13 protein-coding genes are annotated in these 13,648 nt (G+C 65.2%); 6 read left to right on the top strand and 7 right to left on the bottom strand.

Annotated elements, in window-relative coordinates; all coding sequences use genetic code 11:
• Positions 1 to 4: 4 nt before the first annotated feature.
• Genes NKH22_RS10295 through NKH22_RS10305 form a run of 3 tightly spaced genes read right to left on the bottom strand, consistent with a single transcriptional unit; the run spans position 5 to position 2,534 of the window.
• Complete coding sequence (locus NKH22_RS10295; protein ID WP_023691598.1) at positions 5 to 1,276, bottom strand: CCA tRNA nucleotidyltransferase; 1,272 nt, start codon at positions 1,274 to 1,276, stop codon at positions 5 to 7.
• The gene (locus NKH22_RS10300) at positions 1,273 to 1,905 is read right to left on the bottom strand and encodes a CoA pyrophosphatase (RefSeq protein WP_023691599.1); all 633 of its coding nucleotides are present in this window, start codon (positions 1,903 to 1,905) and stop codon (positions 1,273 to 1,275) included. The genes NKH22_RS10295 and NKH22_RS10300 overlap by 4 nt, the downstream gene beginning before the upstream one ends.
• Positions 1,905 to 2,534 carry a DUF1285 domain-containing protein gene (locus NKH22_RS10305; RefSeq protein ID WP_023670010.1) on the bottom strand — a complete coding sequence of 210 codons (630 nt, stop codon included), beginning with the start codon at positions 2,532 to 2,534 and terminating at the stop codon, positions 1,905 to 1,907. Before NKH22_RS10305 ends, NKH22_RS10300 begins: the two co-directional genes overlap by 1 nt.
• Positions 2,535 to 2,678: 144 nt before the next feature.
• On the opposite strand from NKH22_RS10305, the gene NKH22_RS10310 reads away from it, so the two are divergent.
• From NKH22_RS10310 to NKH22_RS10325, 4 genes are read left to right on the top strand one after another with little or no spacing between them, the layout of a single operon-like run.
• Positions 2,679 to 3,683: an AAA family ATPase gene (locus NKH22_RS10310; protein WP_023670009.1), complete on the top strand. Its 1,005-nt coding sequence runs from the start codon at positions 2,679 to 2,681 to the stop codon at positions 3,681 to 3,683.
• Positions 3,683 to 4,597: a DUF58 domain-containing protein gene (locus NKH22_RS10315; RefSeq protein ID WP_023683683.1), complete on the top strand. Its 915-nt coding sequence runs from the start codon at positions 3,683 to 3,685 to the stop codon at positions 4,595 to 4,597. The genes NKH22_RS10310 and NKH22_RS10315 overlap by 1 nt, the downstream gene beginning before the upstream one ends.
• Positions 4,594 to 7,419: a DUF4159 domain-containing protein gene (locus tag NKH22_RS10320; protein WP_023691600.1), complete on the top strand. Its 2,826-nt coding sequence runs from the start codon at positions 4,594 to 4,596 to the stop codon at positions 7,417 to 7,419. Before NKH22_RS10315 ends, NKH22_RS10320 begins: the two co-directional genes overlap by 4 nt.
• Before the next feature lie 4 nt (positions 7,420 to 7,423).
• Positions 7,424 to 9,508 (top strand): membrane protein, encoded by a 2,085-nt coding sequence (locus NKH22_RS10325; RefSeq protein WP_023748150.1) that lies wholly within the window; start codon positions 7,424 to 7,426, stop codon positions 9,506 to 9,508.
• A 188-nt stretch (positions 9,509 to 9,696) separates the two neighbouring features.
• Here NKH22_RS10325 and clpS read toward each other — a convergent pair whose 3' ends face one another.
• The 4 genes from clpS to NKH22_RS10345 form a co-directional block, all read right to left on the bottom strand.
• Entirely contained in the window at positions 9,697 to 10,002 is a 306-nt protein-coding gene (gene clpS, locus NKH22_RS10330; RefSeq protein ID WP_023683679.1) for an ATP-dependent Clp protease adapter ClpS, read from the bottom strand.
• A gap of 133 nt (positions 10,003 to 10,135) precedes the next feature.
• On the bottom strand, positions 10,136 to 10,483 hold the full coding sequence (locus NKH22_RS10335) for a hypothetical protein (protein ID WP_023705924.1): 348 nt from the start codon (positions 10,481 to 10,483) through the stop codon (positions 10,136 to 10,138).
• A gap of 154 nt (positions 10,484 to 10,637) precedes the next feature.
• Positions 10,638 to 10,868: a hypothetical protein gene (locus NKH22_RS10340; RefSeq protein ID WP_023670004.1), complete on the bottom strand. Its 231-nt coding sequence runs from the start codon at positions 10,866 to 10,868 to the stop codon at positions 10,638 to 10,640.
• A gap of 39 nt (positions 10,869 to 10,907) precedes the next feature.
• Positions 10,908 to 11,210, bottom strand: coding sequence for a hypothetical protein (locus NKH22_RS10345; protein WP_023705925.1), 303 nt, complete (start codon positions 11,208 to 11,210; stop codon positions 10,908 to 10,910).
• Positions 11,211 to 11,468: 258 nt separating this feature from the next.
• Here NKH22_RS10345 and NKH22_RS10350 point away from each other — a divergent pair, with 258 nt between their 5' ends.
• Together NKH22_RS10350 and NKH22_RS10355 are read left to right on the top strand one after the other, a co-directional pair.
• Positions 11,469 to 12,185 (top strand): response regulator, encoded by a 717-nt coding sequence (locus NKH22_RS10350; RefSeq protein WP_352909477.1) that lies wholly within the window; start codon positions 11,469 to 11,471, stop codon positions 12,183 to 12,185.
• Positions 12,182 to 13,591, top strand: coding sequence for an ATP-binding protein (locus tag NKH22_RS10355; RefSeq protein WP_023670001.1), 1,410 nt, complete (start codon positions 12,182 to 12,184; stop codon positions 13,589 to 13,591). Before NKH22_RS10350 ends, NKH22_RS10355 begins: the two co-directional genes overlap by 4 nt.
• The last annotated feature ends 57 nt before the right edge of the window (positions 13,592 to 13,648 follow it).

Here is a 13,648-nt window from a genome sequence, read left to right on the forward strand (position 1 = left end):
AGTCCTATCTGGCCTTCAGGGCTTCCGCGGCGCGCTCCAGCAGCGCGTCGCGATCGAGCGCAAAGCCGGACCCGATCCATTCCTTTTCCAGGTTTTTCAGAATCGCACCGAGTATTGGCCCCGGCGACGCGCCAAGCGCCGTCAGATCGCCGCCCTTGACTGGGAACACCGGTTTTTCCCATTTCAGCGCAAAAGCGAGCAGGCGCGAAAACCCGCCGGCCTGAACCAGCGCGTCATTGTCCTCGAGAGCCCGCGCTCGCGCCGACGCCAGCGACAGCCGCAGGCGATCGAGAAAACCCTGGCGCTCGCCGGAATAGAGTTTCTTGGCCAGTTCCGCTTCGCTTGTCTTGGGCTCGACGGCAGCCGTCAGCGCCCAGTGGCGCAGGCGCTCCGCCTCAGTGGTCGAAAGTTTCAGCCGCTCGGCCAGTGTCTTCATCCTCTCCGCATCGGGCGGCACGATCGCCTCCAGCCTGAGCAGCGGGTCCGGCGCCCAGCCCAGATCCTTTTCTGTCTTGGTCAGCCCATGAATGGCATCGATGCCCCATTTCTCGCTTTCCGGCAGGGCGCTGGTGAGCACGCCGGCCTGGCGCATCCACAGCAAGGCGCGCGACGGATCTGGGGCCGATAACAACTTCTTCAGCTCGGACCAGATGCGTTCGGCCGAGAGATGGGCGAGACCGTCCTTGAGCCGGGCGCAGGCCTTCAATCCCTCGGCATCGGGCCGACCCTCGCCATACCAGGCGAAAAAGCGGAAGAAACGCAGGATGCGCAGATAGTCTTCGCGGATCCGCTGCTCCGCATCGCCAATGAAGCGCAGCCTTCGTGCCTCGATATCGCCGACGCCGCCAACCAGGTCGACCACCGTCCCGTCAGCCTCCGCATAGAGCGCGTTGATGGTGAAATCGCGCCGTTCGGCGTCGGCCTTCCAGTCGCGGCCGAACGACACTTTGGCGCGGCGGCCATCGGTCTCGATGTCGGCGCGCAGCGTGGTGACCTCATAGGGCGCGCCGCCGGCAATCACCGTGATCGTGCCGTGCTCGATGCCGGTCGGCACCGCCTTGAAGCCCGCCGCCTCGGCCCGGCGAACGGTTTCCTCGGGCAGGCAAGTGGTAGCAACATCGATATCGGCGACCGGCTGCCCAATCAGCGCATTGCGCACCGCGCCGCCCGCGATGCGGGCTTCCTCGCCGCCCTGCGCCAGCACGGCAAGCAGCCGCTGCAGATGCTTTTCACCCAGCCAGTCGGCTCTGCCCGCCAGCGATACCGGATCACTCAAGCATAGAGCCTTTCATAGAGGGTGCGGATGATGCCGGCGGTGACGCCCCAGATGCGCTGGCCGCCATAGGGCATATCGTAGAAGAACCATTCCAGATCGTTCCACATGCGGCTGTCCCTGGTGTGGTTGGCCGGATCCATCAGGAACGAGAGCGGCACTTCGAAGGCGGCATCGACCTCGTCGGCATTGAGCGACAGCGTAAAACCGGGCTGCACGACCGCCAGCACCGGGGCGATGCGATAGCCGCTGCCGGCGACATAATCGGGCATGCGGCCGATGATCTCGATGCGGTCATGGCCGAGGCCGATCTCCTCGAATGTCTCGCGCAAGGCCGCTGCTTCCGGGGTCGCATCGGTGGGATCAATGGTGCCGCCGGAAAAAGCCACCTGCCCCGAATGGCTGCGCAGTTTTTCCGCCCGCTTGGTCAAAAGCACGGTCGCATCGCGTCCATGATCGACGACCGGGATCAGCACTGCGGCGTCGCGCAGCGCTTTGAGCTGCGTCAACCGTGGATGGCCGGGGTTGAAGCGATGATCGCCATAATCGTCGCCGGCATGGGCTTCAGCTTGCGCCGCGACCCGCGCGCGAAAATCCGCTGTGGAAAACGGCGGCGGCCTCACCTGATCCATCATGCGCTCAGCCGCTTCAGTTTTTCCGCCGGCATGATCGGATAGATTTCGCCTTTCGAGCGTACGGCAAACATCGTCTTGCCGCCGATATCGATCTCCTCGCCATGCTCGACCAGTTCGTACATCACCGGCCGCGCCACCAGCGCTTCCAGCCTCCCGCGCACCAGCACATAGGGCTTCAGGCCGCCGGTCTCGTTCTCGTCGACGAAGCGCAGCGGATGGCCAGGTCCGGCCTCGACGACATCGCCGACATTGGTGCGGAAAGTGATGGTCTGCTCGGCGCCGGCGCCGGAAACATCCATTTCAACCGCGATGAAAGGCGCGTCCACGACGCGGATGCCGACCCGTTCGACCGGCGTCACCAGATAGGTCCTGCCATCCTCGTCCTTGCGCAGCACGCTGGAAAACAGCTGCACCAGCGGCATGCGGCCGATCGGCGTGCCGAGATAGAACCACGTTCCGTCTTGTTTGATCTCCATGTCGAGATCGCCGCAAAAGTCGGGATTCCAGCGCTCCACCGGCGCCGCGCCCTTGCCGGCGCGAGCCGCACGCGAGATCAACGCTTCGAGACCGCGCGCCTCGGTTGCGGCAGCAAGGCTGTGTTCGCGATGTTCGGAGCGTTCCGTCATGGTCACGAAATAGTCACTGTTGTTCCGCTTGTCAGCCTAAGTCTGTGATTTAAATTCATTCGTAGGCGCCAGGCGAAGCCGAATCGCGGCATTCTAAGGCACTACAGTGCAAGCCGGTACTTCCAGCACAAGGATCGATGCGGCATGAGCGTAATGGTCAAGGAAAGCCCAATCAGCGAAAAGGACATGATCGCCCAGGCCGAGACGGCGCTGGCCGATATTTCCAGGGTACGCGACGGCGTCGGCCGTGTCATTTTCGGCCAGGAAGTGGTGGTCGAGCGCACGCTGGTGGCGCTGCTTGCCGGCGGCCATGCGCTGCTGGTCGGCGTGCCCGGCCTTGCCAAGACCAAGCTGGTCGAAACGCTCGGTGTCGTGCTCGGCCTCGATTCGCGCCGCATCCAGTTCACACCCGACCTGATGCCGTCGGACATTCTCGGCTCAGAGGTGATGGAACAGGACGAGGCCGGCAAGCGCTCCTTCCGCTTCATCTCCGGCCCGATCTTCGCGCAATTGCTGATGGCCGACGAGATCAACCGCGCCTCGCCGCGCACCCAGTCGGCGCTGCTGCAGGCGATGCAGGAATATCACGTCACCATCGCCGGCATTCGCCACGACCTGCCCGCGCCCTTCCATGTACTGGCGACGCAAAACCCGCTGGAGCAGGAAGGCACCTATCCCCTGCCCGAAGCGCAGCTCGACCGCTTCCTGATGCAGGTCGACATCCTTTATCCCGAAATCGAGGCCGAGCGGCGCATTCTGCTGGAGACCACCGGCATCGAGGACGCCAAGGCGCAAAACGTGCTGCAGCCGGCGCGGCTGAGGGAAATCCAGACGCTGATCCGCCGTATGCCGGTGCCCGAAAGCGTCGTCGACGCCATCCTCAAACTGGTGCGTTCGGCGCGTCCCGGCCAGGGCAATGCCGAGACCGACAAGCATGTCGCCTGGGGTCCCGGCCCGCGCGCCAGCCAGGCGCTGACGCTGTGCGCCCGTGCGCGCGCGCTTTATGACGGGCGGCTGGCGCCGTCGGTCGACGATATCCGCGCGCTGGCCGAACCAGTGCTGCAGCACCGCATGGCGCTGACCTTTGCCGCGCGCGCCGAGGGCACGACCGTGCGCGACGTGGTGGCGAAACTGGCCAAAGGAATCTGATGGCGCGTATCGGCGAAGTCCAGGCACCGGCAGCGACGCGCGACGCGCTCGCCAGGGGCCGGTTGCGGGCTTCGCTGGTGCCGGACCTGCTGGTCGAGGCGCGCCGTATCGTCAATACGGTAATTGCCGGCTGGCATGGCCGCCGCAAGCGCGGCATCGGCGAGAATTTCTGGCAGTTCCGCCCCTATGTCGAAGGCGATTCCTCGCGCATCGACTGGCGCCGTTCGGCCCGGGACGACCACACCTATGTGCGCGACCGCGAATGGGAAGCAGCCCACACGGTGTGGCTTTGGGCCGACCCCTCGCCCTCCATGCTCTACAAATCGACTGGCGCCAGCGTTTCCAAGGAATCGCGCGCGCTGGTGCTGGCACTGGCCATGGCCGAATTGCTATCTCGCAGCGGCGAGCGCATCGCATGGCCCGGCCTGACAGATCCGTTCACCGCCCGCAACGGCGCCGAGCGCATCGCAGCGCAATTGATGCACGCCGCGGACCTGCCAGCAAAGCCTGACCTGTCCGCCATCCGCCGCTTCTGCGACATCGTCGTCGTGAGCGATTTCCTCGACCCGGTCGAGGAGACCATGGAATGGCTCGATGTGCTGGCGCGGCATGGCGTGCGTGCGCATCTGATCGAGGTTGCCGATCCGGCGGAGGAGACCTTTCCTTATGCCGGCCGCACCGAATTCACCGATCCCGAGACCGGCGACAAGTTGACCGCCGGCCGCGCCGAAATGCTCGGCGACGAATACCGCCTGCTCTACACCGCCCGCCGCCAGGAGATGGCCAGCTGGTGCAAGCGCCTCGGCTGGAGCTACACCGTCAACCACACTGATCGCCTCGCTTCCGAGGCGCTGGTGCGCATCCACATGGCGATGACCGCCGATGGCGCATTCGTGGGAAGGGCCGGCGCATGAGCTGGCTGCCGCTCTCCTTTGGCGCTCCCATGGTGTTGTGGGGCCTGCTCGCGCTGCCGGTGATCTGGTGGCTGCTCAGGCTCACACCGCCCAAGCCGCAGTCCGAAATGTTTCCGCCGCTGAAGATCCTCGCTCGCGTGCTGAAGCGCGAGGAAACGCCGCAGCAGAGCCCGTGGTGGCTGACGCTGCTGCGGCTGTTGATGGCAGCCCTTGTTGTCGCGGCATTAGCCGAACCCGTTTTCAATCCGCGCGAAAAATTGCCGGCCGAGGGCGCCGCCCTGGCGCTCGTCATCGACAATGACTGGGCGAGTGCCGCCGACTGGGGCAAGCGCGTCGCCACCGCCCAGCGGCTGATCGCCGATGCCGGTTCGAACGGCGTACCGGTCGTCATCGCCTTCACCGCCGAAAAGCCGAACGCCGAGATCGGCCCCTTCGATGCGGCGGCTGCCCTCGACCGGCTGCGCGCCGCCAAGCCGAGGCCGATCCCGACCGACCGACCCGCTGTCTATGCCCGCGTCGCCGGCGTGCTGGGAACCTTGCCCGGCGCCAGCGTTGCCGTTCTCACCGACGGCCTTGCGGCAAAGGGCGACGAGGCCGCCTTCAACACACTGCTGTCGAAAAACGCCGCCCGCGTCGTCTGGGCCAATTCCGACCGGCTGGCGCTGACTGGGCTCACTGGCGCCGAAAATCAGGTCGACGGCTTCGCCCTGACCGCCATCCGCGCGCCCGGCGATCCGGCGCCGGCCCAAGTCACAGCCGGCGCCTTCGACGATAAGGGCCGCCGCATCGCCGACGCGACGCTGACCTTCGCGCCGGGTGAGACCACCGCCACCGGCACGATGGGGGTGCCGTTCGAACTGCGCAACGACTTCGCCTCGATCGCGCTCGACGGCGAACGCCAGGCAGGTGCGGTGCGCGTGCTCGACGAAAGCTCCAAGCGCCGCCGCGTCGGACTTTTATCGCAGGCCGAGGCCGACCAGGCGCAGCCGCTTCTGTCGCCGCTCTATTACATCAGGCGGGCGTTGCAGCCTTTCGCCGATCTGGTCGAACCGTCGAGCGTCGATCTCGCCGACGCCATCCCGCAGCTTCTCGACCAGAAGCCGGCGATGATCGTCATGGCCGACATCGGCACCATTCCGCCGCAGGTCCATCAGCGGCTGGTCGACTGGGTCGACAATGGCGGCACGCTGGTGCGCTTCGCCGGTTCGCGGCTGGCCGCCGCCGGCAATGACGACGACCTTCTGCCGGTCAGGCTGCGCACCGGCGAGCGCTCGCTTGGCGGCGCGCTGTCATGGACGACGCCGCAAGCGGTGACCGAATTCCCGAAGAACGGCCCGTTCGCCGACCTCGCACCGCCGGCCGAGGTCACGGTGAGCCGGCAGGTGTTGGCCGAACCGACGCCGGACATCGTCGAACGCACCTGGGCAACTCTTGCCGATGGCACCCCGCTGGTGACCGGGTTGAAGAAGGGCAAGGGCACGCTGGTTCTGTTCCACATCACCCCGGAAGCGACATGGTCGACGCTGCCGATCTCCGGCAGCTTCGTCGAGATGCTGCGGCGCATTGTGCAACTGTCGCGCAACCAGGGTGCGGCGGTTGCCAACGCTGAAGCCGCTGCTACGTCGCTGGCGCCTTATCGCATGATAGCCGCCGACGGCACTTTGGTGCCGCCGACGCCGGACGCGCGACCGCTGGTCCCCGGCGCCGGCTCGCTGCCGGTGACGTTCGAGAACCCGCCCGGCCTCTATGGCTCGGAAACCGGCGTTTTCGCCCACAATCTGCTCGACCCGGCCACCGCCTTCGCGCCGCTGGTGCGCCCGCAATTCACAGTGCCGGTGACCAATATCCAGTACGCTTTCGATGAATCGCGCGACCTCAAGGGATCGCTGGTCACAGCGGCACTTGTGCTTATGCTGCTCGACACGCTGGCGGTGTTCTGGATGGGCGGGCTGATCTCGCGCCGGCCGCGCCGCGCCCGATCGGCCGCGGCAACGACAACTGCGCTGCTGCTTGGCCTTGGCATGCTGTTTGGCCATGCCGACCTCGCCCGCGCCGACGACGCCAAGCCCGGCGATGCCGCCGCTATCGAGGACATTGCCAAGACCCGCATCGCCTATGTGCTGACCGGTGTGCCCGGTGACGATTCGATCAGCCGCGCAGGGCTCGAAGGCTTGACCCGCTTCCTGATCGAGAAGACCGCGCTCGAGCCGGGCGCGCCGGCGGGCGTCGATATCTCGAAGGACGAGCTTTCCTTCTATCCGCTGATCTACTGGCCGATCGATCCCTCCGCGCCGATGCCGAGCCAAGCCGCGATCGCCCGCATCGACGCCTATATGCAGCAGGGCGGCACGGTGCTGTTCGACACGCGCGACCAGTTCGCCAACGGCATCGGTGCGGATTCGGCGAGCCCGGCGACGGAACGGTTGCGCGACATTCTCGGCAATCTCAACGTGCCGCCGCTGGAGCCGGTGCCCGCCGACCATGTGCTGACCAAATCCTTCTTCATCCTGCCCGAATTTCCCGGCCGCTTCTCCGGCAGCCCGCTCTGGGTGGAAGCCTCGCTCGAGGCCAGCAATGCCGAGAATCGGCCGGTACGCGTCGGCGACGGCGTCTCGCCGATCCTGATCACCGCCAATGATTTTGCCGGCGCCTGGGCCGTCGACGAGAATGGTGACCCGCTTTTGCCGACCGTGCCATCGGATCCGATGCAGCGCATCTATGCGCTGCGCGCCGGCGTCAACATCATGATGTACATGCTGACCGGCAACTACAAATCCGACCAGGTGCACGTGCCGATCCTGCTCGAACGGCTGGGGCAGTAAGCCTATGAACTGGTCGATTTCGTTCGAACCGCTGCTGTCCTGGCCCTTGCTGGCTTTGGTGCTCGCACCGCTGCTGGTGCTGGCCGCTGTCGGCTTGTGGTTTCGCCAGCGCGGCGCGATCTTCCGCTTCGCGGCGCTGATTGCGCTGGGCGCAGCACTCCTCAATCCGGTCTTCCTCGATGAGGAGCGCGAGGCGCTGAAGAGCGTCGTTGCCGTCATCGTCGACCGCAGCCAGAGCCAGGATATCGGCGACCGGACCAAACAGACCGACGAAGCGCTTGCCGGTTTGCAGCAGCGCCTTGGCCGCTTCAAGCAGTTCGACGTCCGCGTCGTCGAGGCCGGCAAGTCGGAAGCCGCCGACGAGCGCACCGAGACCAAGCTTTTTGCAGCGCTTGAAGGCGCCTTCCGCGACGTGCCGCCCTCGCGCATCGGTGGCGCCATCATGATCACCGATGGCGAGGTGCATGACGCACCGGCCGCCCCCGACTTCAATGCGCCGCTGCACGCGCTGATCACCGGCAACGAGCACGAGAAGGACCGCCGCATCCGCTTCGAGAACGCGCCGCGCTTCGGCCTCGTCGGCAAGCCGCTCGACATGACCTACCGCGTCATCGCCACCGACGGCGAAACCGGCCCGGTCGATGTCCGCGTCTCGGTAAATGGCGAGCAGGTCGCGGTCGAAGAGGCGACCATCGGCCAGGCGATGCCGCTGCAGGTGACCATCCCCGGCGCCGGCCGCAACATCGTCGAACTCTCCATCGACCGCGAGCCGGGTGAACTGACCGACGCCAACAACCGCGCCATCGCGCTGATCGACGGCATCCGCGAGAACTTGCGCGTGCTTTTGGTTTCCGGCGAACCGCATGCCGGCGAGCGCACGTGGCGCAATCTGCTGAAATCCGACGCCTCGGTCGATCTCGTCCATTTCACTATTTTGCGGCCGCCGGAAAAGCAGGACGGCACGCCGATCAACGAACTGTCGCTGATCGCCTTCCCGACCCGCGAGTTGTTCGTCGAGAAGATCAAGGATTTCGATCTCATCATCTTCGACCGCTACCAGCACCGCGACGTGCTGCCGATCCTCTATTACGACTACATCTCCGAATATGTCGAAAAGGGCGGCGCGCTGCTGATCGCCGCCGGGCCGGAATATGCCGGCGACGCCTCGATCGCCCGCACCCCGCTAATGTCGTCGCTGCCGGCAATGCCGACCGGCGAAGTCATCGACAAGGCCTTCTATCCGCGCCTCACCGATCTCGGCCAGCGCCATCCGGTGACGCGCGGCCTCGACGGCTCGGCGACCGAGCCGCCGCGCTGGAGCCGCTGGTTCCGCACCATCGGCGTACAGAACCCCGAAGGCGAAGTGGTGATGAAGGGCGCCGACAACCGCCCGCTGCTTCTGCTCGATCATAAGGGCGAAGGCCGCGTCGGCATGCTTCTGTCCGATCAGGGCTGGCTATGGGCGCGCGGCTTCGAGGGTGGCGGCCCGCATGTCCAGCTTTACCGCCGCATCGCCCACTGGCTGATGAAGGAACCTGAACTCGAGGAAGAGCGGCTGACTGCCGACGGCCGCGGCATGATGCTGGAAATCCGCCGCCAGACGATGAGCGACGATCCCGGCCCGGCGCAGGTGATCACCCCTTCGGGCAAGGCGCTGATCGTCAAGCTGGAGAAGTCCGAACCCGGCGTTTTCCTGGGCAGCATCGAGACCAAGGAGATCGGCCTCTACCAGATCGGCAATGGTGACCTGACCGCACTCGCCCATGTCGGCCCGGTCAACGCGCCGGAATTCTCCGACGTCGTCTCCACCGAGGACCGGTTGAAGGCTCCGACTGAGGCCACCGGCGGCAGCGTGCGCCGGCTGGCGGCCTCCTCCACCCTTGGCCAGATCACCGGCAGTGTCGCCCTGCCCTCCATCGTCCCGGTCCGCGCCTCCGGTGCGGCCTCGGGCGCAGACTGGATCGGCCTGCGCAGCACCGACGACAGCGTGCTCAAAGCCGTCTCGCGCGTACCCCTGTTCGGCGGCTTCCTCGGCCTTTGCCTGCTGCTGCTGGCCATGGGCGCGATGTGGTACAGAGAGGGACGGTAGCACCGCTTATCCTTCTCCCGGTTCACGGGGAGAAGGTGCCCGAAGGGCGGATGAGGGGCAGCGCGAGCCTGAGGTTGTTGGCAATCTCCTCGGCCCGCGCAAGCGAACTGTCATCGACCTCGGCGCTGCCCCTCATTGTCCTGCCGGACATTTCTCCCCGTATAGTGACGGGGAGAAAGACGCTCAACCTACTCCTCCGGCTCCGTCGTAAACAGCAGCGGGTACCCCTTGGCCTTGGCCGCGTCGATGGCCCGTGTCGCCTTGGTCTCGGCCACATCCCTGGTGAAGACGGCAACGACGCAAACGCCGAGCCGGTGCGCGGTGATCATCACCCGGTTCGCCTGGTCTTCGCTGAGCTTGAACTCGCCCTTCAGCACCGTCACCACGAATTCGCGCGGCGTAAAATCGTCATTGATGAGGATGACCTTGTAGAGCTTCGGTCGCTCGGTCTGCGGCTTGGTCTTGGTCCGGGGTTTGGAGCTGATTTCAGGCATCGGGAACCGGTATCGCGCGAGGGGTCGCTCTCACTTTGTCATGGGGGAAAGCCGTCGTCCATTTTGATCGGCGCGCCAAACCGGCTTCCCGGAAGTGCTGCCGTTCACAAATTTAGGAACTGTGCGCTGCGGTTCAACGGCCCTGGCGGTCGGCGACGCGACGAGCCTGGAATTGCCGTGCGCTGGATGCCGCATCGGGCCTTGATCCGGCCGCCTTGTATTCGACCCAGGCGACCGCGAGCCAGCCGAAGAAGCAGGCCAGCGCCGCGCCGGTGATCACGGTCAGCAGCAGGCTTTGCCATGGTGTGATGTATTGCCAGCTGCTGGAGATTGCCGGTGCAAACAGCGACGGCTCCGTGCGCCCGCTCACCGGATCGGGCACCGGGCTGGCGGTGAACTGGATCAGCACCCTGACCATGGCCGAGGCCACAAGGCCGCCGATGGCCATCGAGCGCAGAATGGATGAAAGCCGCTTCTTCATGCGGGCTATCCTACCGGACCGGCATTGCAAACGGGTTAAAGTCCTGGGTGGCCGGCACCCATCAACGGGTAATGATGCTCTCACACGACAAGGCCGCTCCAGCCGGGGGGTGCTGGAGCGGCCTTGTTACAGACAAACCTGTTGGCTGTCTGGATCAGGCCTTCGGGGCGTCCGTCTTGACGACCTTCTTCGCCTTCTTGTGCTTCTTGACGGGCTTCTTGGCGACGACCTTCTTCACCGGGGGCTTGGCGGTCGTGGTCGCCGGAGCGGTGGTCGTGGAAGCAGCCGGAGCAGCGGTCGTGGTGGCAGCGGCATTGCCCAGAGCCGGCATTGCGAAAGCGAGAGCGACGGCGAGACCGGTGGCGGAGAGGATGGACTTTTTCATGGCTTCATTTCCTTCTTTGTGCGGGTCGATTTTCGAGTGTCACTGAACCGGGTCGATCGGTGTCACTCCAAGCAGCTTCAAAGCGTTCGCGAGCATCCGGATACCCTGTGCCTGTTTCTTGTTGGCGCAGAACCGGTTTCCCTTTCTTTGCAGTGCTTTCGCCGCGGTGACCTGCGTTGCCGCGGCATGGGTTTCGAGGGCTTCGTCTACCTGGCGATTGAGATCGATGCAGCGCTCGCTCCTTGTGATCGGCGTCACCTTTGCGGTTGTGGCTCCGATCGCGGCTGTGACGAGCGGAATGCTGAGCAGCGCACCCATCAAGCTGATCGTGAACCTGTGCATCGGTAATGTCCGTTACTCCGGAGACTTAGCGTCGCAGCCGATGTCCTGACCGCCACGGCACCCTTTATGCCCTTGATTCTTTTCGGGAGTTTTTCCGGACTATAGAATTTTGTTTCTGGACTGTTTCTGGCAAATCGGCTTTGCGGGCGATCATCGCCGCTCGCCAACATGTGGCCAGAATTCTATCGTGTGGGTGACGCCACAGAAGCAGACTCAGAAGGCAGCCGCCGACGGGCCGCCAGCAATGACAGGATCGCCGTGAAATCCGATGCGCACATACTGATCGTCGACGACGACAAGGGCATTCGCGACCTGCTTCAGGAATTCTTCCAGAAGCGCGGCCTGCGCACCACGGTTGCCGCCGACGGCGTCGGGATGGAAGACATACTGCGCCGCACGCAGGTAGACCTGATCGTGCTTGATGTGATGCTGCCAGGAAAGAGCGGGCTGGAGCTCTGCCGCGACCTGCGCGCCAGCTACTCGACGCCGATCATCATGCTGACGGCGGTGACCGAGACCACCGACCGCGTCGTCGGCCTGGAAATGGGCGCCGACGACTATGTGCCCAAACCCTTCGATCCGCGCGAGCTGCTGGCCCGTATCCGCGCCGTTTTGAGGCGCAATGGTGCTGCCGAGCCGAAGCGGGCCACCACCAAGCAGATCTATCATTTTGCCGGCTGGACGATGGACTGCTCGCGCCGCCGGCTGATGGCGCCGGGCGACGTCAGGGTCGAACTGACGATGGCGGAGTTCAACCTGTTGCAGACCTTCGTCAAAAGCGCGCAGCGCGTCCTCACCCGTGACCAGCTCATCGAGCTTTCCGGCGGTGACAGCGACTATTCCTTCGACCGCAGCATCGACATCCTGGTCAGCCGTCTCAGGCGCAAGATGGAAGACGACCCCAAGACGCCGAAACTGATCCTGACTGTGCGCAGCGGCGGCTACCAGTTCCTGCCCGAGACCACCTCCGAATGAGACGTTTCCTGCCGCAAACCCTGCCGGTCTGGGTTTTGCTCATCGTCATTGCCGGCCTGCTGATCAGCCAGGTCGCCACGCTCTACATCGTCTCGCGCGATCGTGCCGTCGCCAATGACGAGGTCGATCTCTACCGGCTTAACGACCGCGCCTATTCGCTGGTGCAGCTGATGCATGACGACACGCCGGAGCAGCGCAAGCTGACGGCCTCCGGTCTGTTCAACGCCACCTATGCGCTCACTGTTTCGGACACGCCCGCGGTCACCTCGTCGATCGCCGGCGACGACGAACTGGCCGAGCTCGAGGACATTCTGGTCGGGCGGCTGTCGAAATTCGGCATCACCGACGCCCGCGTCCGGCGCGATCCGGCAACCCAGGCAGCCAACGCGCCTGGCGGTGTGGCCGTGACCAAGGATGTTGGCGCGGTGGAGCGCGACCTGTTATCGCTGGCGGCCAGCTTCGCCCAAAGCGACAAGCTGACGGCCTCTGTCCGCTTCGCCGACGGCCAATGGCTGAATTTCACCGAGCCCAACACGCCGGTCGGACCCATATTGAGCTTCGACAGCCTGCCGCTCTATTCGCTGATCGCGGCCCTGGTGGTGATCATGTCGATCTGGTCGCTACGCCGGCTGACGGCGCCCTATCGGATGATGGAAACGGCGGTCAACCGGATCGGCACGGACCTGAAGAGCCCGCCGATCGCCGAGACCGGCAGCCGCGAAATCCGCGCCGCGGCCAAAGCCGTCAACGCCATGCAGGTGAGGCTGCGCGACTATGTCGAGGACCGCGAACATCTGGCCGCCGCGCTCGCCCACGATCTGCGCACTCCGCTGACCCGCATGCGGCTGCGCCTCGAGCTGTTGCGCAGATCGACGGCGCGCGAGGCGCTCGCCCACGACCTCGCCGACATCGAGAGCATCGCCAGCTCCGTCATCGACTTCGCCACCTTCGAAGTCACCGAGGAGAAGAGCGAGCGGATCGATTTCTGGTCGCTGGTGGAATCGATCGCCGACAGTTTCGAGGACGTCACGTTCGACCATGACGGCGCCAGGCCGCGTGGCATGATCTGCATGGCGCGGCCGGTGGCGCTCAAGCGCTGCGTCAACAATCTGGTCCAGAATGCCGTGACCTACGGCAAGAAAGCCCATGTCAGCCTGCGGCAGTCGGACGGCACGGTCACGCTGGTTATCCGCGACGAGGGGCCGGGCATACCGCAGGCGCAGCTCGACCAGGTGTTCGGTTCCTTCGTGCGGCTGGAGCAATCGCGCAACCGCCAGACCGGCGGTCTCGGGCTAGGCCTGACCATTGCCCGCAACATTGCGCGTGCCGCCGGCGGCGATGTCAACCTGTCCAACCATCCTCGCGGCGGCCTGCTGACGGAGCTCAGCCTGCCGCTGGCGGCATAAGGCAGCAGACTAGCGTCTCGATGGGCACCGGGGGTGGATCAACCAACCCAACCTTGC

It is taken from the genome of Mesorhizobium sp. M1252 (assembly GCF_040318265.1).
GTDB lineage: Bacteria > Pseudomonadota > Alphaproteobacteria > Rhizobiales > Rhizobiaceae > Mesorhizobium.